General features: G+C 63.2%; 16 protein-coding genes and 3 pseudogenes. 5 read left to right on the top strand and 14 right to left on the bottom strand.

What is annotated here, in order from left to right:
- Nucleotides 1-3: 3 nt before the first annotated feature.
- Nucleotides 4-1005, top strand: coding sequence for a DUF2125 domain-containing protein (locus AC2FMN_RS07510; RefSeq protein WP_496687213.1), 1002 nt, complete (start codon nt 4-6; stop codon nt 1003-1005).
- On the opposite strand, the gene AC2FMN_RS07505 is transcribed toward AC2FMN_RS07510, so the two are convergent.
- The 4 genes from AC2FMN_RS07505 to AC2FMN_RS07490 form a co-directional block, all read right to left on the bottom strand.
- Nucleotides 1002-1859 carry an extensin-like domain-containing protein gene (locus tag AC2FMN_RS07505; protein ID WP_496687211.1) on the bottom strand — a complete coding sequence of 286 codons (858 nt, stop codon included), beginning with the start codon at nt 1857-1859 and terminating at the stop codon, nt 1002-1004. The two genes, AC2FMN_RS07510 and AC2FMN_RS07505, sit on opposite strands and share 4 nt — an antisense overlap.
- Nucleotides 1856-2776 carry a prephenate/arogenate dehydrogenase family protein gene (locus AC2FMN_RS07500; protein WP_496687209.1) on the bottom strand — a complete coding sequence of 307 codons (921 nt, stop codon included), beginning with the start codon at nt 2774-2776 and terminating at the stop codon, nt 1856-1858. Before AC2FMN_RS07500 ends, AC2FMN_RS07505 begins: the two co-directional genes overlap by 4 nt.
- Entirely contained in the window at nt 2773-3858 is a 1086-nt protein-coding gene (gene hisC / locus AC2FMN_RS07495; protein WP_496687207.1) for a histidinol-phosphate transaminase, read from the bottom strand. Before hisC ends, AC2FMN_RS07500 begins: the two co-directional genes overlap by 4 nt.
- A 64-nt stretch (nt 3859-3922) precedes the next feature.
- The gene (locus AC2FMN_RS07490) at nt 3923-5338 is read right to left on the bottom strand and encodes an aminotransferase class V-fold PLP-dependent enzyme (protein WP_496687205.1); all 1416 of its coding nucleotides are present in this window, start codon (nt 5336-5338) and stop codon (nt 3923-3925) included.
- 103 nt (nt 5339-5441) lie between these two features.
- On the opposite strand from AC2FMN_RS07490, the gene AC2FMN_RS07485 reads away from it, so the two are divergent.
- Complete coding sequence (locus tag AC2FMN_RS07485) at nt 5442-5903, top strand: Lrp/AsnC family transcriptional regulator (protein ID WP_496687204.1); 462 nt, start codon at nt 5442-5444, stop codon at nt 5901-5903.
- A 55-nt stretch (nt 5904-5958) separates the two neighbouring features.
- On the opposite strand, the gene AC2FMN_RS07480 is transcribed toward AC2FMN_RS07485, so the two are convergent.
- The 4 genes from AC2FMN_RS07480 to AC2FMN_RS07465 form a co-directional block, all read right to left on the bottom strand.
- Entirely contained in the window at nt 5959-6201 is a 243-nt protein-coding gene (locus AC2FMN_RS07480) for a hypothetical protein (RefSeq protein WP_496687203.1), read from the bottom strand.
- Between the two features lie 79 nt (nt 6202-6280).
- Nucleotides 6281-6532: a YqhA family protein gene (locus AC2FMN_RS07475; protein ID WP_496678650.1), complete on the bottom strand. Its 252-nt coding sequence runs from the start codon at nt 6530-6532 to the stop codon at nt 6281-6283.
- Between the two features lie 99 nt (nt 6533-6631).
- A complete protein-coding gene (rpsD, locus tag AC2FMN_RS07470) occupies nt 6632-7252 on the bottom strand; it encodes a 30S ribosomal protein S4 (RefSeq protein ID WP_005981478.1) in 621 nt (206 codons plus the stop codon).
- 227 nt (nt 7253-7479) lie between these two features.
- On the bottom strand, nt 7480-7845 hold the full coding sequence (locus tag AC2FMN_RS07465; protein ID WP_496687202.1) for a hypothetical protein: 366 nt from the start codon (nt 7843-7845) through the stop codon (nt 7480-7482).
- 519 nt (nt 7846-8364) lie between these two features.
- On the opposite strand from AC2FMN_RS07465, the gene AC2FMN_RS07460 reads away from it, so the two are divergent.
- Complete coding sequence (locus AC2FMN_RS07460; RefSeq protein WP_496678654.1) at nt 8365-8496, top strand: hypothetical protein; 132 nt, start codon at nt 8365-8367, stop codon at nt 8494-8496.
- Nucleotides 8497-8499: 3 nt separating this feature from the next.
- The gene (locus AC2FMN_RS07455; RefSeq protein ID WP_496687200.1) at nt 8500-9300 is read left to right on the top strand and encodes a hypothetical protein; all 801 of its coding nucleotides are present in this window, start codon (nt 8500-8502) and stop codon (nt 9298-9300) included.
- An 81-nt stretch (nt 9301-9381) separates the two neighbouring features.
- Here AC2FMN_RS07455 and AC2FMN_RS07450 read toward each other — a convergent pair.
- The 6 genes and pseudogenes from AC2FMN_RS07450 to AC2FMN_RS07425 all read right to left on the bottom strand — a co-directional run bounded on the left by AC2FMN_RS07450 (nt 9382) and on the right by AC2FMN_RS07425 (nt 14526).
- Nucleotides 9382-9968 (bottom strand): annotated as a pseudogene (locus AC2FMN_RS07450) (NapC/NirT family cytochrome c).
- 30 nt (nt 9969-9998) lie between these two features.
- Nucleotides 9999-10409 (bottom strand): annotated as a pseudogene (locus AC2FMN_RS07445) (nitrate reductase cytochrome c-type subunit).
- A 39-nt stretch (nt 10410-10448) separates the two neighbouring features.
- On the bottom strand, nt 10449-11069 hold the full coding sequence (napH, locus tag AC2FMN_RS07440; RefSeq protein ID WP_496687199.1) for a quinol dehydrogenase ferredoxin subunit NapH: 621 nt from the start codon (nt 11067-11069) through the stop codon (nt 10449-10451).
- 727 nt (nt 11070-11796) lie between these two features.
- Nucleotides 11797-14030: pseudogene (locus tag AC2FMN_RS07435) on the bottom strand (molybdopterin-dependent oxidoreductase).
- Nucleotides 14027-14314, bottom strand: coding sequence for a chaperone NapD (locus tag AC2FMN_RS07430; RefSeq protein WP_496687197.1), 288 nt, complete (start codon nt 14312-14314; stop codon nt 14027-14029). The pseudogene AC2FMN_RS07435 and the gene AC2FMN_RS07430 overlap by 4 nt, the downstream one beginning before the upstream one ends.
- Entirely contained in the window at nt 14311-14526 is a 216-nt protein-coding gene (locus tag AC2FMN_RS07425) for a 4Fe-4S binding protein (protein WP_496683424.1), read from the bottom strand. The genes AC2FMN_RS07430 and AC2FMN_RS07425 overlap by 4 nt, the downstream gene beginning before the upstream one ends.
- 593 nt (nt 14527-15119) lie before the next feature.
- Here AC2FMN_RS07425 and AC2FMN_RS07420 point away from each other — a divergent pair.
- A complete protein-coding gene (locus AC2FMN_RS07420) occupies nt 15120-18407 on the top strand; it encodes an adenylate/guanylate cyclase domain-containing protein (protein ID WP_496687195.1) in 3288 nt (1095 codons plus the stop codon).
- The last annotated feature ends 23 nt before the right edge of the window (nt 18408-18430 follow it).

Below are 18430 nucleotides of genomic sequence, written 5' to 3'. Positions count from 1 at the left end.
CCCATGCGCCGACTGATACGAGTTCTGATTTTTCTTGCGGTCGTCTGGAGCGCGTATTGGGCCATCGCCGGGTACGGGTTGCGCAGCGCGATCACCGGATGGTTCGACCATCAGCAGGCCAGGGGCTGGCTGGCGGATTTCGCGCAGGTCCATACCTCGGGCTATCCACTGCATCACCGCACCCGGTTGGACAGCCCGGCGCTGGCGGATCCGGAGACAGGCACGGCCTGGAGCGCCGACTGGATCGAGTTTCAAAGCCCCGCCATCTGGCCCGGGCGGCAAGTGTTGCGGTTTGCCGACACGCCGCAGAGGCTGTCGTATTTCGACCAGACGGCGACCATTCAGGCCCGGGACCTACAGGCCGAACTTCACCTGCGACCCGGCGTGGCGCTGGAGTTGGAACGGATGGCCCTGTCAGCGGGTCCGTGGTCGGTCATGCGCGATGGAACCGAGTCCGCGGCCGCCGGATCGCTGCATCTGATGATGGAACAGGTCGAGACACCTGAGAGCTATGCCGTCAAGATCAACTCGGATGCGTTCTCGCCCGGGGACGATCTGCGCGCACTCATGCGCTCGGCCACGTCCCTGCCGCAGGCGTTCGAGACGCTGAAGCTGGACATGAACGTAACCTTCGACAAAACCTGGGACCGTTCCGCGCTCGAGCAACGCCGTCCGCAACCCCGCCTGATCGACCTGCACCTTGCCGAGGTGCAATGGGGCGAACTGCGGCTGCTGGCAACCGGCGCGTTAGAGGTTGATGAACAGGGTATCCCAGTCGGCGAAATGGCGATCAAGGCCGAGAACTGGCGCGACATGATCGCCATGGCCAATGCTGCGGGTGCCCTGCCCGATCAAGCCGTTGATCCGGTCACGCGGGCACTGAACCTGCTGGCCGGATTGGGGGGTAATCCAAATGCGCTGGATCTGCAGCTGAATTTCCGCGACGGGTTCGTGGCGCTCGGCCCGTTGCCGTTGGGGCCTGCTCCGCGCCTGATCCTGCGTTAGCGGCAGTAGGGGCCGCGGCGGTAACGGGCGGTATCCAGATGGAAATGATCCCGGTGATAACGGTCGGAATTCGGCCCCAGAACCGTTCCGAACGGCCCGCACGCTCCACGCCAGATCTTGGTCAGCTGCTTCTTCGAGGGGTTCTTGCGCCACCCGTCCAGAACAGTCACCACCTCGCCATCGGCCATTTTGAACCCCGAGATATCAATGGCCCGACCCTTGCCATGTTCCGAGATCCTGGCGCCTTTCCGGTTGTTCCGGGTGCGGCAAGCGTAGTGTGCGGCAACCTGCAGTTCGACCACTGGACCGCGCCGTTTGAACGTCGGTTTGACGGTCTTGTCGACCCATTTGTTCAACGCGATGGCCGTGCCGCAATCCATCTTCGACGGCCGGCTGAGCGCCACGCCCGACACGGACGTGATTTGGACCGCATCCTTGATCCCGCAGGCCTGGATCTTGCCGGGTACGGTGCCGACCGGCTTGCCCTGTATGGCAATGTCGCCGCACACCGATCCCTTTTGCAGTTTGCGTTTCCTGAAAAGGATTTCCTGTTCCAGCGTTTCGGGTCGCAGATAAGGTTTCAAGGACGAATCCGGCGCGAGGAACGGCAGTGCAGCCGGGCGCGCGGCAACAGCCAGAAACTGAGCGGAAACGGGCCGCAACACGGGTCGCGTCCTTTCTGAAACGGTGATCGGCGTTGCGGTCCCTGCCGGGACATAGGCCGCCGTGACCAGGTTCGTGTCGGGCACAGGCCGTGCAATCGGAACCAAGGAAGAATCGGGCGCCGCGGCGCTGGCAGCCTGGGTCAGAACCGCCGCCACCATCGACAAGATCGTTCCCCGAGCCGCCCTCATGACTTGGCCTTTACCCGTCCGAAATCGGGGGCGTCGGTGTCCTGACCCGCGTCGATGATGCCGCGCCGGATCGCCCTGGTGCGGGTGAAATAGTCGAACAGCTGCTGACCATCGCCCGTGCGAATCGCGCGCTGGAGGGCAAACAGCTCTTCGGTAAAGCGACCGAGGATTTCCAACGTCGCGTCCTTGTTGGTCAGGAACACGTCGCGCCACATGGTCGGGTCCGAAGCCGCGATCCGGGTGAAATCACGGAAACCGGCGGCAGAGTACTTGATGACCTCGGAGTCGGTGACACGCCGCAGGTCGTCGGCCACACCCACCATCGTATAGGCGATCAGGTGCGGCGCGTGGCTGGTGACGGCCAGAACCAGATCGTGGTGATCGGCATCCATCTCGTCGACATTGGATCCCATCCCTTCCCACAAGGCGCGCAGGCGTGCGATGGCCTCGGCGTCAGACCCTTCGACCGGAACCAGCAGGCACCAGCGGTTGTCGAACAGCTCGGCAAAGCCGGATTCGGGGCCGGAATGCTCGGTCCCGGCCAGCGGGTGGGCAGGCACGAAGTGCACGCCTTCAGGAATATGCGGGCCGACCTCCTGAATGACGTGCCGCTTGACCGAACCGACATCCGACACGGTCGCGCCGGGCTTTAGCACCGGCGCGATGTCCTTGGCGACGGCGCCCATCGCCCCGACCGGAACACACAGGACAACCAGATCGGCGCCCTCGACCGCCTCTTGCGCGGTGTCGCAGACCCGGTCGCAAAGCCCGATGCGCCGCGCAGTGTCGCGGGTGGCCTCGGACCGGGCATAGCCTGTCACCTCGCCCGCCAGCCCAGCGCGCTTGATCGCCCAGTACATCGAAGAGGCGATCAGGCCCAACCCGATCAGCGCCACGCGATCATAGATCTGGCTCATGCGGCGCCCCCTTTGAACGCGGTGATGGCCGCAACCACGCGGCGACAGGCCTTTTCGTCGCCCACGGTGATCCGCAGTGCGTTGGGCAACTTGTAGCCCGCAACCCGGCGCACGATCAAACCTTTCGATTGCAGATAGGCGTCGCAGGCCTCAGCCTCGGCCTGATCCACGAACCGCGCGAGGATGAAATTGGTGCAGGACGGATCGGACGGAACGCCGATCTTGGCCAGTTCGGCCGACAGCCATTCGCGCAAGCGCGCGTTCTCTGCCCGACAGAACTCGACATATTCCACATCGGCCACGGCGGCCTCCGCTGCTGCGATGGCCGTCAGCGACAGGTTGAAGGGCTGGCGCACGCGGTTCAGCACGTCGATGATTTCGCGTTGCGCATAGCCCCAGCCGACCCGCATGCCGCCCAGCCCGTAAATCTTCGAGAAGGTGCGGGTCATGATTACGTTCTCGAACCGGTCCACCAGACCGGCGCCGCCGTCAAAGCCCGGTACGAATTCCGCATAGGCGCCATCCAGGACCATCAGGCAGGTCTGCGGCAGGCCCTCGGCCAGGCGCGTCAGTTCGGCGTCCGAGATCATGGTAGAGGTCGGATTGCCCGGGTTGGTCACGAAAACGATCCGGGTGCAGTCGGTCACCGCGGCGAGGATCGCATCGACATCGACCTTGCGGTCGCGCTCGGGCACCTCGACCGGGGTCGCGCCGGCCATACGGGCGATGATCGGGTACATCGAGAATCCATGCTCGGTATGGATCACCTCGTCCCCCGGCCCGGCATAGGCCTGGGCCACGAATTGCAGCACTTCGTCACTGCCCACGCCGCAAATGATCCGGTCGGGGTCCAGACCGTGCCGCTCGCCGATCGCGGCGCGCAGGTTGTAGTGATCGGTCACCGGATAACGATGCAGCATCGTGGCGCTGTCGCGCACGGCTTCGATCGCCTTAGGGCTGGGGCCAAAGGGGTTTTCGTTGGAACTCAGCTTGATGACGTTTTCCACGCCCTCGACATGCGACTGGCCGCCCTGATACAGCGCGATGTCCATGATGCCGGGTTGCGGGGTGATCTTGTTCATGAGGGGCTCCGTTGGTTGCGCCCCTCATACAGGTCTCAAGGCCTTGGGAAAAGCGGCAATTCCGTCACGCCGCCTTGAAGCGGGCGGTTGCCGGATCGGCGGCGTAGAACGGGGCGTATTCCTGCGTGCGGCGCGACAGGTCATTGACGCTGTCGATGATGAACTGAACCGTGTCCTCGGGCATCATGTACGAGAAGTTCAGCCGCACCCAACCCGGTTTCTTCATCTCTTCCCCGGCCGACAACGCCGCATGCAGCGCCTCCGAGGCCGCCTTGTCGATACCCAGCAGCCGATGCGCATAGGGGCCGGCGCAGGCACACCCGCCGCGCGCCTGAACCCCATAGATGTCGCTGAGCATCCGGGTGAAGAGCTGTTGGTGCACCGGTTGCCCTGTGTTGTCGCGCACTAGGAAGGAAAAGATCGGCAGGCGGTGCGGGTGATCCACACCCAACAGTGTCAGGTTCGGGTTGTCACGCCATCCCTCCAGCGCCATTCGGTTGTACAGCGCCTCGCGCCGGGCGATCTCGTCGGTGCCCACGGCATCCTTAACGATGAAGGCCAGGGCTGCGCGGATGTCGCCGATCACGTTCGGGGTTCCCGCCTCTTCGCGGGTGGCCAGATCGGAGCTGTAGTCGTGGCGCCAGGGCGAAACGAAGCTGACCGTGCCCCCGCCCGGCCAGCTGGGACAGGTGCGGCGCACGGCGCTCTGGGTCACGATCAGAACACCCGAAGCCCCCGGCCCTCCCGGAAACTTGTGCGGAGAAACGACGATGGCATCCTTGCGCGCATCGTCCGGCCCCATATCCATCGGCAGATAGGGCCCACCCCCGGCGTAATCCCAGACCGCGCGCGCCCCGTGCCGTTTCAGCAGCCGCGTCACCGGATCGGGGTCGGTGATCACGCCCGTAACGTTCGACGCCGCCGAAAATGACCCGATCACCAGATCCGAATCCGAATGCTCGATCAGCGTCTGTTCCAGCACCGCCATGTCCGGCCCGCCCTCGGGGCCTTCGGGGATCTCGATGACCTGCGCCTTGCTCTCGCGCCAGGGCAGGATGTTCGAATGGTGCTCGTACGGGCCGATCAAGACAACCGGCCGGTCAGCCTCTTGCACTCCCATCAAACTGACCAGCCGGTTGAGCCCCGCAGTGGCACCGGACCCGGTGAAGATCACCGCGTCATCTCCCCTCGCGCCAACGATGCGGGCTATTTCCGCGCGCGCCTCGCGGCGCAGTCGCGTCATGTAGGAACCGCAATAGGAGGCCTCAGTGTGGCTGTTCGCATAGAACGGCAACACCTGCTGGGCCACAAAATCCTCGACCTGCCGTAATGCGCGGCCCGAGGCAACGTAATCCGCGTACACAAGCGGCACGTCCCCATGCAGACCCGGGATCAGAACGTTCTCTCCGATCAGCCCGTCGCGCAGGGTCGACTTGCGAGTGGCGGCTTGGATTTCTGCACGAAAATGGGACAGGGTCATGTCATCGGCTCCATATTGCGCCCCTGAATATGATCGGGTTTTCGCGAGAGAATTTCACCTTTATTTGCTTGATTTACCGAGATCATGGGTCATATGGTCCATCATGATCGAAAAAATAGATCAAATTGACACACGCCTTCTTCGCGAACTGCAAAAGGACGCGACTCTGTCCCAACGGGAACTGGCCGAGCGTGTCGGCCTGTCTCAAAACGCGTGCTGGCGACGCCTCAAGGCGCTGAACGACGCGGGTGTGCTCACGGGGTCGACAGCCCGGATCGCGCGCGAAAAACTGGGGTTGAACCTGGTGGTGTTCGTGATGCTGCGCACGCGTCACCACTCGGCTGAGTGGCTGAAGGCCTTTCGCAGCCATGTCCTCACCATTCCCGAGGTTGTGGATTTCCACCGGATCGGCGGCGACTATGACTATCAGCTCAAGGTCGTCACGCAGGATATGGCGAGTTATGACAAGGTTTATCAGCGCCTGATCGAGAAGGTCGAGTTGGACAGCGTGACCTCGTATTTCGCGATGGAGGCCATTGCCGAAGGACGACCGCTGCCTCTGTAAACTCTGCGTGGCCGAGGCCGGGCCGATATACGGCCCCGCCGGCCCGCGCGGGGTGTCAGTGATCCGACGCCCGGCCGTACTTGATTGTGCCGTGATTGGCCGGGACGGCCCGCTCCTTCAGCCAATCCATACCCCCCAGCAGAAGGCCCGAAGCGACCAGAACCGCATGAATCGCAGAAAACCACCGTATCTGCTTGGCATCAACAGGCGCATCCTTTTCCTTGCTGATCTCCATCAACAGCTTCAGAAGATGGATCGCCGAAATTTCCACGATCGAGCCCAGAAGTTTGATCTTCAAGCTCGGAAAAATCGATCTTGTCCAACCAGGCCAGCCAGTCGTCGACGCTGTCCAGATCGAATTTCGACACGAAATTCTCTTAGCCCGACATCAGCACAATGACCATCAGGTTGCCGACCAGACACAGGTCGATCAACGTCAGAGCCGTCAGGATCGCGGTTTCAGCGCTCATCTCCATGGCCTGCGGCAGATAGTGGGCAAGCTCGCGCAGGAACACGACCATCAAAAGACCGATGGTTAGGCCGAGGCCCAGATAGACCTGCGCCATGAGCCAACGCAGCGCACAGATGGTTCGTTCGAGGATATGCTCGATTCTGAGTTTGGCGGGCACGGGACTCCCTTTCCTTGACAGGAAGCGCGCACGGACATGACAACGAAAAGGGCCGCACGCCTTGCAGCGTACGGCCCCAAATTCGCGAATGCCGCCGTCTTAGTTCTTGGCGTAGAATTCGACGACCAGGTTGGGTTCCATCATGACCGGGTACGGCACGTCGCCCAGCGACGGGGTGCGCACGAAGGTCGCGGTCATCTTCGAGTGGTCGACATCCAGGTAATCCGGCACGTCACGCTCGGCCAGGGCAACCGCTTCCAGAACGACGGCCAGCTGCTTGGACTTGTCGCGGACCTCGATCACGTCGCCTTCCTTGACGCGGTAGCTGGGGATGTTCACCCGCTTGCCGTTCACCTTGACGTGGCCGTGGTTCACGAATTGACGTGCGGCGAACACGGTCGGCACGAACTTGGCGCGATAGACCACGGCGTCCAGACGGCGCTCGAGCAGGCCGATCAGGTTTTCACCGGTATCGCCCTTCACACGCTCGGCTTCGGCGTAGATGCGGCGGAACTGCTTTTCGGTCAGGTCGCCGTAGTAGCCTTTCAGCTTCTGCTTGGCGCGCAGCTGCAGGCCAAAGTCCGACAGCTTGCCCTTGCGGCGCTGGCCGTGCTGGCCGGGGCCGTATTCGCGGCGGTTGACCGGGGATTTCGGACGACCCCAGATGTTTTCGCCCATCCGGCGGTCGATTTTGTACTTGGCAGACGTGCGTTTGGTCACGGCTGATCTCCTTCGTCAGATCGAGGCCCAGCGGGCCACTATGAAGGGCGTTGTCCTCTTGAGGTCTCCCCCATGACAGGCATCCCCTTGCGGGGGCCACCAACACCAATGGAGCCGCGCTTATATCTGCCGAACCCGCAGAGTCAACACGCATGCGTAACAATTCCGCCAAAAGGGTGAACGGCCGGTCTCGGCGGACCAAGGAAATCCGCGCCGAAGACTGCAACCTATGTCGCGCAAACCCGCCCCCGGCCCTTTGCCGCCTTCGGCGGGAAAGCAAGCACGTTCGCTTGGGTCGCGCCGTGCGCGTCGGTCCGGGTGACCGCGTTCACCGCGCTGACCCAGAATTCCTGACCACGGGCGGGGCATCCGTTTTCGAAGAACAACACCGGCTCTTTGGCGCCATCGACAAGCGCCAATTCCGCCTCGAAACTCTGAGCGCCATTTGTCAGCACAACCTTGGCAATCGGCGCGTACGGTTCAAACCCGGACAGCTGCGAAGCCGACCGTGACTGCGCCGCCCTGCTTGCTGATGCCACCGCTTGCGCGGACATCACGTGCCCGACATCGCGCAGATAGGTGACCCGGCCCATCAAAGACCAGGCGGACCCGACGGTCAAATCGGCCAAGGGCGCCGCTTCCAAACCGTCGATTTCCGTCTGCGACCAAAAAACCGCTGCGCGATTGTCATACTTGGCGTTCATCTGCCTGCCCAAACCTTTTAACGTATCACCCCTTACGCGGGCACACCTATCAAGGAAGAATCGGGCGGAAAAGAGACGGAAATGCAGCTATCACGAAAATGTTGCACCTCTGTCAAATCAAGATGATAATTCCCGCTGCGAAAAACGGATTTTCAGCCCGGGGCGTGCTGCTGCTTGCCCGATGTCTCAACATGGGACTGTCGCGTAGTCATAAATTCCACCGACACGGCGACGCACCCCTCGGACAGCAGAAAGAAAGACCCATGGTCACCAAGGCCGAGCTTGAAAAGCAGGTCGCAGATTTGAAACACCAGCTCGAAGAACGCTCGAAACAACAGCCCCTAGGCCTCGTCAGAGTCCGACGCGAAGGCCGCGAAAAGCGACCTCTCCGAGAAGCTGCCGGAAACGTTGGACGAATGGTCCAGCGAGCTTGATGACGTCCTGACCGAACTGGATTCGCTGCCCCACAAGAAGGCGATCCTGTTCGCCCTCGGGGTGTGTGCCCTGCGCTACATGATAGGCCGCGCGCCAGGAGGGTGACAGATGAGCCGCATTTCACGAAACGCGTCCATCATTCTGCGAACCGAACGCCTGATTGCCCAGCGCAACCTGACGGTTCTGGCGAAAAGTACGGGCTTTTTCGCAGCCGCGGGGCTGGCGGCGGCGCTGGCCGTCGTGATGGTGAACATAGCGGGCTATTTTGCCCTGACGACCACCATGTCGAAACCGGTGGCCGCTCTGGTCGCTGGGGTGGTCAATCTTGGTGTGGCGTTGGTTTTTCTGGTCGTTGCCAATTCGATCAGCGCCGAAACCGACACCGCGCCGGTGGCCAAGCTGCGCAACATGGCGATCGGGGATATCGAGGCCGAATTGCAGGACACGCTGGCCGAAGCCCGCGACACGGTGCAGGGCCTCAAGGCCGTTTCGCGCGACCTGCTTGGCACCATGACCCCGGGGCTGGCCGGACTGCTTGCAATGCGATTATCCGGCACCTCAAGAAGCGCTAGGACTGAGACTTGGTCGCCGCCCCCGCGCGCGCCCCGAACCTCAGACCGTGGCGCCCTTGATCCGGATGGCGCTGCCCACGTTGCCTGCCAGCAAACCGACCAGAACTCCGATCGACAACTCCAGCGTTTCGACATTGCTGAACTGCCAATGGGCAAAGGCCAGGGTTTCCAGCAAACCCACGGCCGCACCCAAAATCGCACCCAGCCACAACTTGCGCGTCATCATGCCCAGTGCAAGGCCCAGAATGCCGGGCAGGCTCAAGATGTTGCCGCCGATCGTCCCCAAAATCTCAAGCATGTCGTGCCACTCCTGGTCGGATGTGCTGTTCAGGAATGACCGGATCTCGGCCGCGCCGGTACTTTGCGCCACCTCGGTGCCGGTCACCGGCTCCAGCGATGCGACCACTTTCTGATACTCTTACAGATAACCCGGCGGCAGGCTGTGCGCGATGCCCTGGTGGCAGTCGATGCAGGTCATGTTCTCGTCGATCGCACGCTGGTGCTCGTTGGCGCCGCGCGTTTCCTGAATGGTGAAGTCCATGTATTCGAAATTGTGACAGTTGCGGCATTCGCGGCTGTCCGAGGCCTTCATCTTTTTCCACACGGCCGAGGCCATCTGCAGGCGGTGATTCTCGTATTTCTCGGGCGTGCTGATGGTGCCGACCAGCTCGTGATAGACGTCTTTCACTGCCATGATCTTGGCTTCGATCTTAAAGCTCCATTCCTTGGGCACGTGGCAATTGGAACAGATGACCCGTACGCCGGAGTGGTTGTTGTAGTGGATCGTTTCCCGGTATTGCCAAGGTTGGTTTCCATCGTGTGGCACGAGACGCAGAATTCTTCGGTATTCGTCATCTCAAGCGTCCAGTGGAAACCACCCCAGAACAGGATGCCGGCCAGAAAGCCCGCCAAGACCAGAAAGCCTGCGCTGAACGCAGTGGCCGCTGTCCAGATCCACGCCCAGATGCGGCCAATCAAGCCGCGCTTTTCAGGTGAGTCTGCCATTTCGGGTGCTCCTTTCAGTCCGAAGCTGGATCAGTTTCCGGCCGAGGGCTGGAACAGGTTGTCGACCAGGGCTGGCACATCCGCCTGCGGGACGTGGCACTGGTTGCAGAATTACCGAGTGCCCGCGATCTGATCGAGCTCGTTGCCTTCGCGATCCAGATAGTGAATCATCGACAGGGTCGGCGCGTTGCGCTCACCGGCCTTGGTCCAGTCGTGGCAAGACAGGCATTGATTGGTGCGGATGTCGATCTGGTACTGGTCGATCTTGTGCGGGATCAACGGCGGCTGCTGGCGATAGTTGCGCTGCATGCGGCCCTCGACGTTGCGGTGGACCTCGTCAAGGATGACGGGCTCCTTCACATCCGCACCGCGCGAGGTCGACACCTGGGCGGATTGCGCAAAGGCAAGCCCACCCACAAGAAGCACTGGGATCAGGGCCATTGCTCCTGTCGCTATCGATTTTCTCATCTTGGCACTCCCTTATGCAGGTCTGGCGGCACGCGCCTGAGGCGCGGCGGCCGGATCGGGTGGCGCGACGTCGGCGTCATTGAACCGGTGGGTAAGTTTGAAGACATCGACCGAACACACATCGATGCAGCGGCCGCATGTTGTGCAATCGGGCGACAGGATCAGCGGGCTGGATTCCGGCTTGCCCTTCAGTGCGGGCGAGATCACCTGGTTTTCCGGGCAGACCGCATAGCAATCCATGCAGTCATCGCAGGCGGCGCGGTTGGTGGCGCTGACCCGCAGCAGGCTTTTGGCGCCGATCAGGCCGTAGAAGGCGCCGACCTGGCAGATGTGGCCGCACCAGCCATGCCGGGCCACGAACAGGTCAAAGACACAGATCGCCACGACCATCGCCCAGACAAAACCCATGCCAAAGACCAGCCTGCGGTGCAGCATGGTGATGGGGTTGACCAATTCCCATGCGATCACGCCGGTCAGGGCCGACACGATCAGAACCGTCACCAGTATCCACAACCGGGTGCTGCGTTTGGGCTGCCAACCCTTGGGCAGGTCCAGCTGACGGTGCAGCCAATGCGCGGCATCCGTAACCGGTTTTGATCGGGCGCACCCCCGAACAATAGACCCGCCCGCCAATCAGCGCACAGGCCACCAGAACGATCAGCCCGCGGATCAGCGCCAGTGGCCAGCCACCAGCTCCTGCAGCAGGATGAACGGATCGGTCAGCGGCAGCAGGTCCAGCGTCAGCGATCCGGCCAGCGTGCCCTTGACGATCCAGATGCCGAACCACGGCCCCAGCAGGAACAGCGCCAGAAAGAAAACCTAACTGAAGCGCCGCAGCAGCAGGAACCGATGCGCGCCGACCCATCCTTTGACCTCGCGGGCCTCGTGCCCGACGGGCATATGCGCGCGCGCTGTCATTGGCCTGCCCCTGGAAGGTTGTAACCCGGTTCGTACCCGCCCGGTGCGGCAAGGTTGTCCGCGCCCGGTCCGGGCAGGCCGCGACACAGGGGATGTCTTCGCACATCTCGCAGGGCGCATCGCGAGCGATGAAGTACGGCGTGCCGGTCGCCACCGCGTCGAGACCCAACTCGGCCAGCTTCAGCGTTTCACAGGGACAGTCGCGGACGCACAGCCCGCAGCGGATGCAGGCGTCCAGAAAGCCATCTTCGGGCAACGCCCCCGGCGGCCGCAGGGCCTCGGCCGGCAGGGCGCGGGCGTCGCGGGCCAGAAAGGCCAGCAACGACCCGGCGACCAGACAGCCACCCGCCGCGCACGCCGAATCCTGCAGGAACCGGCGCCGTTGCGGCGAAAGAGGTTTGCCGACCAAAGACATCACACCCGACCTTTGCGACCCCTGCCCTTACGCCCGCTCAACCTTGCAGGCGCATTTCTTGAAGTCCGTCTCTTTGGACAGCGGACAGGTCGCATCCAGTGTCAGCTTGTTGGTCAGCTGGCCCTCGTCGAACCACGGCATGAGCACGAGGCCACGCGGCACTTTGTTGCGCCCGCGGATCTCGACGCGGCTGATCACTTTGCCGCGGCGGGTAGACAGCACGATCTCTTGCCCGCGGCGCACGCCGCGTTCCTTGGCGTCCTCGGGGTGCATGAACACCACAGCGGCGGGGAAGGCGCGGTGCAACTCGGGCACGCGGCGGGTCATCGCCCCGGAATGCCAGTGCTCCAGCACCCGGCCGGTGCACAGCCACAGATCGTATTCCTCGTCCGGCTCCTCGGCCGCCGGCTTGTAGGGCGCAAAGATGATCTTGGCCTTGCCGTCCTTGTGGCGATAGAATTTCACCTCGGCGCCTTCGGGCACATACGGGTCATAGCCTTCGCGGAAGCGAAAGAGCGTCTCTTTCCCGTCCACGACCGGCCAGCGCAGCCCGCGCGCCTGATGATAGGTTTCGAACGGTGCAAGGTCATGCGCCTTGCCGCGGCCAAAGCTGGGATATTCCTCGAACAGGCCCTTCTGGACTTAGAACCCGAAATGCTCGGGTTCGTCGTTGTGGACCCCTTCAGCGGTCTCCGACAGCGGATATTTGTCGACCTTACCGTTGGCGAACAGCACCTCGAACAGGGTCTTGCCGCGATGCTCGGGCATCTTGGCAAGCAGTTCTTCGTCCCAGACCTCCTCGACGGTGAAGCGTTTCGAGAACTCCATCTGCTGCCACAGGTCCGACTTGGCATCGCCCGGGGGCCTTGACCTGCTTACGCCAGAACTGGGTGCGGCGTTCGGCGTTGCCATAGGCGCCCTCCTTCTCGACCCACATGGCGGTGGGCAGGATCAGGTCGGCCGAAACCGCGGTGACGGTCGGGTACGGGTCCGACACGACGATGAAGTTGTCGGGGTTGCGATAGCCGGGATAGCCTTCTTCGTTCATGTTGGGCGCGGCCTGCATGTTGTTGTTGCACGGCACCCAATAGACGTTCAGGTCGCCATCCTTCAGTTTGCGGTGCTGCAGAACCGCGTGGGAACCCAGCTTGGCCGGGATGGTGCCTGCGGGGATGTTCCAATTGGTCTCGGCGATCTTGCGGTTCGGATCGGCATATTCCTTGGCCAGTCGCTCGAGCTGGCTCGCCGGCACGCCCGACAGCTCGGACACGTATTCCAGCGTGTAATCCGCGACCGAGGCAGAATATTCCTCGAACGAGATCGGCTCCAGCTTGCCCGAGTCCGGATGCGCCGCGGCCTGTTGCAGCGGGTGAGTCTCGCGCAGGCCGTAGACGATGTCGGTGGCGGTCTTGGTGATGTTGACGTGGTTCTTGACGAAGTCCTCGTTCACCGCGCCGGTCTGGATGATGTAGTTGGCGATGTAGTTCAGGATCGCCGGGTCGGTCTGCGGCTTGAAGATGATGCCGTTGTCGGCCAGCTCGAGCGAGCGGTGCTCGAAGGTGGACAGCACATGCACCTGCGCGCCGGCTTGGTCAGGCGCGTATCAGTCAGGCGCGACCACCGAATCGGGTGCATCTCGGCCATGTTCGAGGTCGTCATAGCAGCCCATGGGTCCGTCGATGCCGAAGGGCGCATGAAGCCCACCACGGCCGAGGCCATGCAGTGCCGCGCGTTCGGGTCGATGTTGTTCGATCGGAACCAGGCCTTCATCAGCTTGGCCGCGGCATAGCCCTCCCACACGGTCCACTGCCCTGAGCCGAACATGCCCACGCTGGTCGGACTTTTCTTGACCAGCGCCTCTTTCAACTTCTGGGCCATCACGTCGAAGCCTTCGTCCCAGCTGACGGGCTAGAACTCGCCGTTCTTGTCGTAGACGCCGTTCGACTTGCGCAGCAGTGGGTGGTCAGACGGTCCTTGCCGTACATGATCTTGGACAGGAAATAGCCCTTGATGCAGTTCAGCCCCCGGTTCACCGGCGCGTCAGGGTCGCCCTGGGTGGCGACCACGCGGCCATCCTTGTTGCCCACCAGAACCGAGCAGCCCGTACCGCAGAACCGGCACGGTGCCTTGTCCCAGCGGATGTCAGCATTGGCGACTTGGGCCGCAGCCTGGCCCGTTGCCAGCGGGATACCGGCCGCGGAAGCTGTCGCGGCGGCGGCAGTTGCTTTCAGAAACGTGCGGCGAGATTCGGTAATGGTCATGACGAGGGCCGCCGGCTGGAATCTTGGCTGGGAGTTTCAGGACGCAGGCGGGTCTCCGCGAGATCTTCGAAATGGTGATAGGTCAGGGACACGACCCCGGGGATCTGGTGCAGGTCCATGATCGTCTCCGAGGCTAGGCGTTCGGGCGTATCCTCGACGATCACCACGAACCGGCCATCCTCGGCCTCGGCATGGATTTCGACCCCGTCGAACCCGGCAATTGCCGACCGGGCCGAGGCGGTGTAGGTCGGCGCGAGATGAACCAGGCATCCGCAGATATTCATTCGGCGGCCTCCAGATGTTGTGCCCGCTGCAACGTGATCGCGCCCGCAGGACATGCGGTGGCGCAGGCTCCGCAGCCGATGCAGGCGTCTTCGTTCAGGACGGGGTCGGCCAATCCGCCGGTCTTCAAACGAAACCCGATGGCGCCCTGGTCACAACAGTCCTGACAGATCCGGCAGCTGACCGCGTTCATGGACAGGCTGGTAGCGGCCACCTGCGCGCTCCACGGCCATAAGCAAACCGGGCCAGGTCCAGCGCCTTGGTCTTGCACACATTGGTGCAGTCGCCGCAGAAGGTACAGCCCGCATCCTGCGGCTGGAAAACCGGCAGGCGCGGGCGTTCAGCACCAGACCCTTCTCGGGGCAAGCCGCGACACAGTCGCCGCAACTCGTTCAGAGATCGGGGAAATTGTCGCGGTCCGCTCCCGGCGGCCACATTGCTCCGTCGTCTTCGCAAGACAGGCGCACCGTCAGGAACACCCGCCTGCTTGCGACTGCAGACATGTGCCGCCCACCAGTTTGTTCAACATGCGTGGTACTCCGTTCGTGCTGCGTGCATAGTCTGCGCGAGTCAATGTCGACTTAATCTGGATCAAGTCGCAGCCGGTATTGCCCTGACGAATCGACAGGCCTGCACTCAGGTTTTTGCAAGGCTGAGAGCTTGGAATCTGCCTGTAGGTATGGCTCGGTCTCGGGAAGGGCGCCCCAGTAAATGCATAGACATCATACGCCTTTGGCACGAAAAATGCAGACTCGGCCCTGTGTTCTGGTCTAGGCTGCGCTTGGGTGGATGCTTCTGAGGGCCCCGATGTCTGGCGACCTGAAGGAATGGCTGAGCGCGCTTGGGTTGTCGGACTACGCCCAGGCGTTCACGGACAACAAGATCGATCTGGCGATCCTTCCCGAATTGACGGGAGAGGACCTGCGCGAGATCGGCGTCACCGCCGTGGGCGACCGCCGGCGGCTGCTGCGCGCCATCGCCGAACTGGATGAACCCGAAACCGTTACCCCCTACCAGCCTGCGACCGCGCCGGAACCGGCGAGACGGCAGGTCACCGTTCTGTTCGCCGACCTGACCGGGTTCACGAAACTGTCCAGCGAGCGCGACGCCGAGGACATCCACGCCCTTTTGAACGCATTCTTCGGCAAGGTCGATCGCGCGGTCGAAAAGTACGGCGGCCGGATCGACAAGCATATCGGCGACGCCGTGATGGCCGTGTTCGGAGCACCGATCTCGCATACCAACGACACCGAACGGGCCGCACGCGCCGCGCTGGAGATCCACGCCGCCCTGCCCACGCTGGACCCGCCGCTGTCGTGCCATATCGGCATCGCCTCGGGGCAGGTCATCGCCAGCAACACCGGCAGCGCGGCCCATACCGAATACACGGTGACGGGCGACGGCGTGAACCTGGCCTCGCGCCTGACCGATATCTCGGCCCCGGGCGAGACACTGGTGTCGCACGACATCCAGAGGGCCCTGGGGCCGCTGTTCGTCGGCGAGGCGATCGGCACGAAGGCCATCAAGGGCCTGAACAAGGATGTCGAAGTCTGGCGCCTGGATCGCCTGACCCGAAACATCCGCGCGCGCCGGCACAAGTTCATCGGACGCGCCCGCGAGCTGTCGCTGTTCTCGGCCACATTCGACCGCTGCAAGCAACACGGCAAGGGCGAGGTGCATATCGTTCTGGGCGAACCCGGCATCGGCAAGACCCACTTTTCCGAACAGGTGGCGGACCTGGCCGAAAGCCTGTCCTACGCCGTGCATTCCGGCGTGGTGATGGATTTCGGGACCCGCGAAGGGCATTCCGCCATCCAGTCCATCGCCCGAAGCCTGATGGGACTGGACCCATCGGACGCCCGCGGTGCAGGAGCCGACGCCGTCCGGCAAGCCATCGACCGGGGCTGGGTCAGCCCGGCCGGTTCGGCCCATCTGAGCGCCCTGCTCGACCTCGAACAAGAGCCCGGCCTGGCCGAGGTGTATGCGGCGATGGACAACGCCGCGCGCATGCGCGGCCGGCGTCAGGTAATCGAAGATCTGCTGAGGGCCCGCAGCCGCGAGACCCCCCTGCTGATCCAGGTCGAGGACATCCACTGGGCCTCGCCCGAGATCCTGACCCAATGCTGCCAGATCGCTTCGGCAACGCGGGATCTGCCCTGTGTCCTTCAGATGACAAGTCGGGTGGAAGGCGATCCGATTGATCGCGATTGGGAAATGGCCACCGACGGCGCGCTGATCTCGAAACTGGAATTGTCCCCGATGGGTGACGCGCAGGCCCGCATGCTGGTCGAGGAATTCACTGCCATCGACCCCGCGCTTCTGGAAACCTGCGTTCAGCGTGCGGGCGGCAACCCCCTGTTTCTTGAACAATTGCTGCGCAACATCGATGCCCTGACCCGCGAAACCGTTCCGGGCAGCATCCAGGGTATCGTGCAATCGCGGCTGGACGGGCTGGACCGGAGCAGCCGGGCGGCGATCCAGTCGGCCTCGGTTCTGGGGCAACGGTTCTCGCCCGAGGTTCTGAGCTTTCTGCTGGGCGAAGATCAACTGGACATCTCGACCCTGACCCGCACCGCGCTGATCCGCGAAACCGGGTCCGATCTGATGTTCGCTCACGCCCTGATCCGCGACGGCTCGTACGCGACGCTGGTCAAATCCGAACGCGCCCGGCTGCATGAACAGGCCGCCCGGTGGTACGAAGGCAAAGACGCCACCTTGCGGGCAAGGCATCTGGACCGGGCCGGCGCCCCGAATGCGGCCCTGGCCTATCTGGAGGCGGCAGAAAACCTGATCCAGTCGTTCCAGTTCGACGATGCCAATCCCCTGATCGAGCGCGCCCTCGAATTGCCTGCCTCGCCGGACGTTCGGCTGGACCTGTACTGCGCACGCGCCGAAATCCACCGGCTTCAGGGGCTGTCCGACGACGCCCTGCGGGAATTCAGCGAAGCGGCGGCGCTGGCCGACAGCGACGAACAGATCTGCCGGGTCCATATCGGCCTGGCCCAGGCCGCCCGTCAGGCTAGCCGGTATCAGGATGCGCTGAACAGCCTGGACATTGCCGAAGACGCCGCCAGACGCAGCGGTCTGGAACGGGATCTGGCGCAGATCAACTATGTGCGGGGCAACATCTATTTCCCGCTCGGCCGGGTTCAGGACGCCATGGACAGCAACGAAATCGCCCTGAAGCTGGCCCGCAAGCTGGGATCGGCGCGGCTGGAGGTCGGTGCGCTCAGCGGCTTTGGCGACGCCAATTTCATGAACGCGACCATGCAGACGGCTGCCACATTTTACACGCAGGCGGTCGAGCGGGCACGCGAACACGGTCTGGTGCGCGATCTGGCAGCCAACCTGCACAATCTGAGCGTTGCCCGCAGCTACTCCGGAGACGTCGCCCAGGGCCGCGCCGACGCGCAGGAAGCCATCGAGATCAGCCAGAAATACTTTGCCTTCGTCCCCGAATGCGTGGCCCAGACCTGTCTGGGTGTGGCCTGTACTTTTCAGGGAGACCTCGACGGCGCGCGTGACGCATTCGCCCAATCTGCCGCGATCGCCCAGCGCGTTGGGGCCAAACGGCTCGAGGCGCAGGCGCTGGAGCATCTTGCCCGGACTCAGGCCTATATCGGAGAGGTCAGCGCGGCGCGCGAAACGGGGGGACAGGCCGTTGACATCGCGTTGGAACACGGACGCAACTTCGTCGGCCCCAAAGCCCTTTCGGCACTGGCGCTGGCGCTGGATGATCCCGATCGGCAAGACGATCTGCTGGCGCAGGGCGCCGCCATCATCGCCGAGGGTTGCGTGGGCCACAGCCACCTACATTTCTATACCGACGCCAGCGCGGTGATGCTGGCGCGGCACGAGTGGGACCGCGCGGTTGCCTTCGCCGACGATCTTGCGGCCTTTACCGCCTCGGAACCCCTGCCGATGGTCGATCTGTCCATCCGCCAGACCCGTATCCTGGCCCAGGCCGGACGCGCCGGGATGGACCCCCGCACCCATGCGGAATTCGACGCGCTGCAATCCGGGTTCGCACAGATGGGCATATCGCGGTCGTTGACCGGCAGCCTGGATTTCCTGGCGCCGGAACCCGCGGAGTGACAGATACATCAGACCGAAAGGGC

The organism is Ruegeria sp. BHSC037 (assembly GCF_059613045.1).
This window is presented reverse-complemented; position numbering and strand designations above follow the sequence as displayed.

Excerpts from the sequence above, each read along its gene's own strand:
- AC2FMN_RS07485 (WP_496687204.1), top strand. The coding sequence starts at position 5,442 with ATGATCGAAAAAATAGATCAAATTGACACACGCCTTCTTCGCGAACTG.
- AC2FMN_RS07500 (WP_496687209.1), bottom strand. The coding sequence starts at position 2,776 with ATGAGCCAGATCTATGATCGCGTGGCGCTGATCGGGTTGGGCCTGATC.
- AC2FMN_RS07490 (WP_496687205.1), bottom strand. The coding sequence starts at position 5,338 with ATGACCCTGTCCCATTTTCGTGCAGAAATCCAAGCCGCCACTCGCAAG.
- AC2FMN_RS07465 (WP_496687202.1), bottom strand. The coding sequence starts at position 7,845 with ATGGGCCGGGTCACCTATCTGCGCGATGTCGGGCACGTGATGTCCGCG.
- AC2FMN_RS07430 (WP_496687197.1), bottom strand. The coding sequence starts at position 14,314 with ATGAATATCTGCGGATGCCTGGTTCATCTCGCGCCGACCTACACCGCC.
- hisC (WP_496687207.1), bottom strand. The coding sequence starts at position 3,858 with ATGAACAAGATCACCCCGCAACCCGGCATCATGGACATCGCGCTGTAT.
- AC2FMN_RS07505 (WP_496687211.1), bottom strand. The coding sequence starts at position 1,859 with ATGAGGGCGGCTCGGGGAACGATCTTGTCGATGGTGGCGGCGGTTCTG.
- AC2FMN_RS07420 (WP_496687195.1), top strand. The coding sequence starts at position 15,120 with ATGTCTGGCGACCTGAAGGAATGGCTGAGCGCGCTTGGGTTGTCGGAC.
- AC2FMN_RS07510 (WP_496687213.1), top strand. The coding sequence starts at position 4 with ATGCGCCGACTGATACGAGTTCTGATTTTTCTTGCGGTCGTCTGGAGC.
- AC2FMN_RS07455 (WP_496687200.1), top strand. The coding sequence starts at position 8,500 with ATGAGCCGCATTTCACGAAACGCGTCCATCATTCTGCGAACCGAACGC.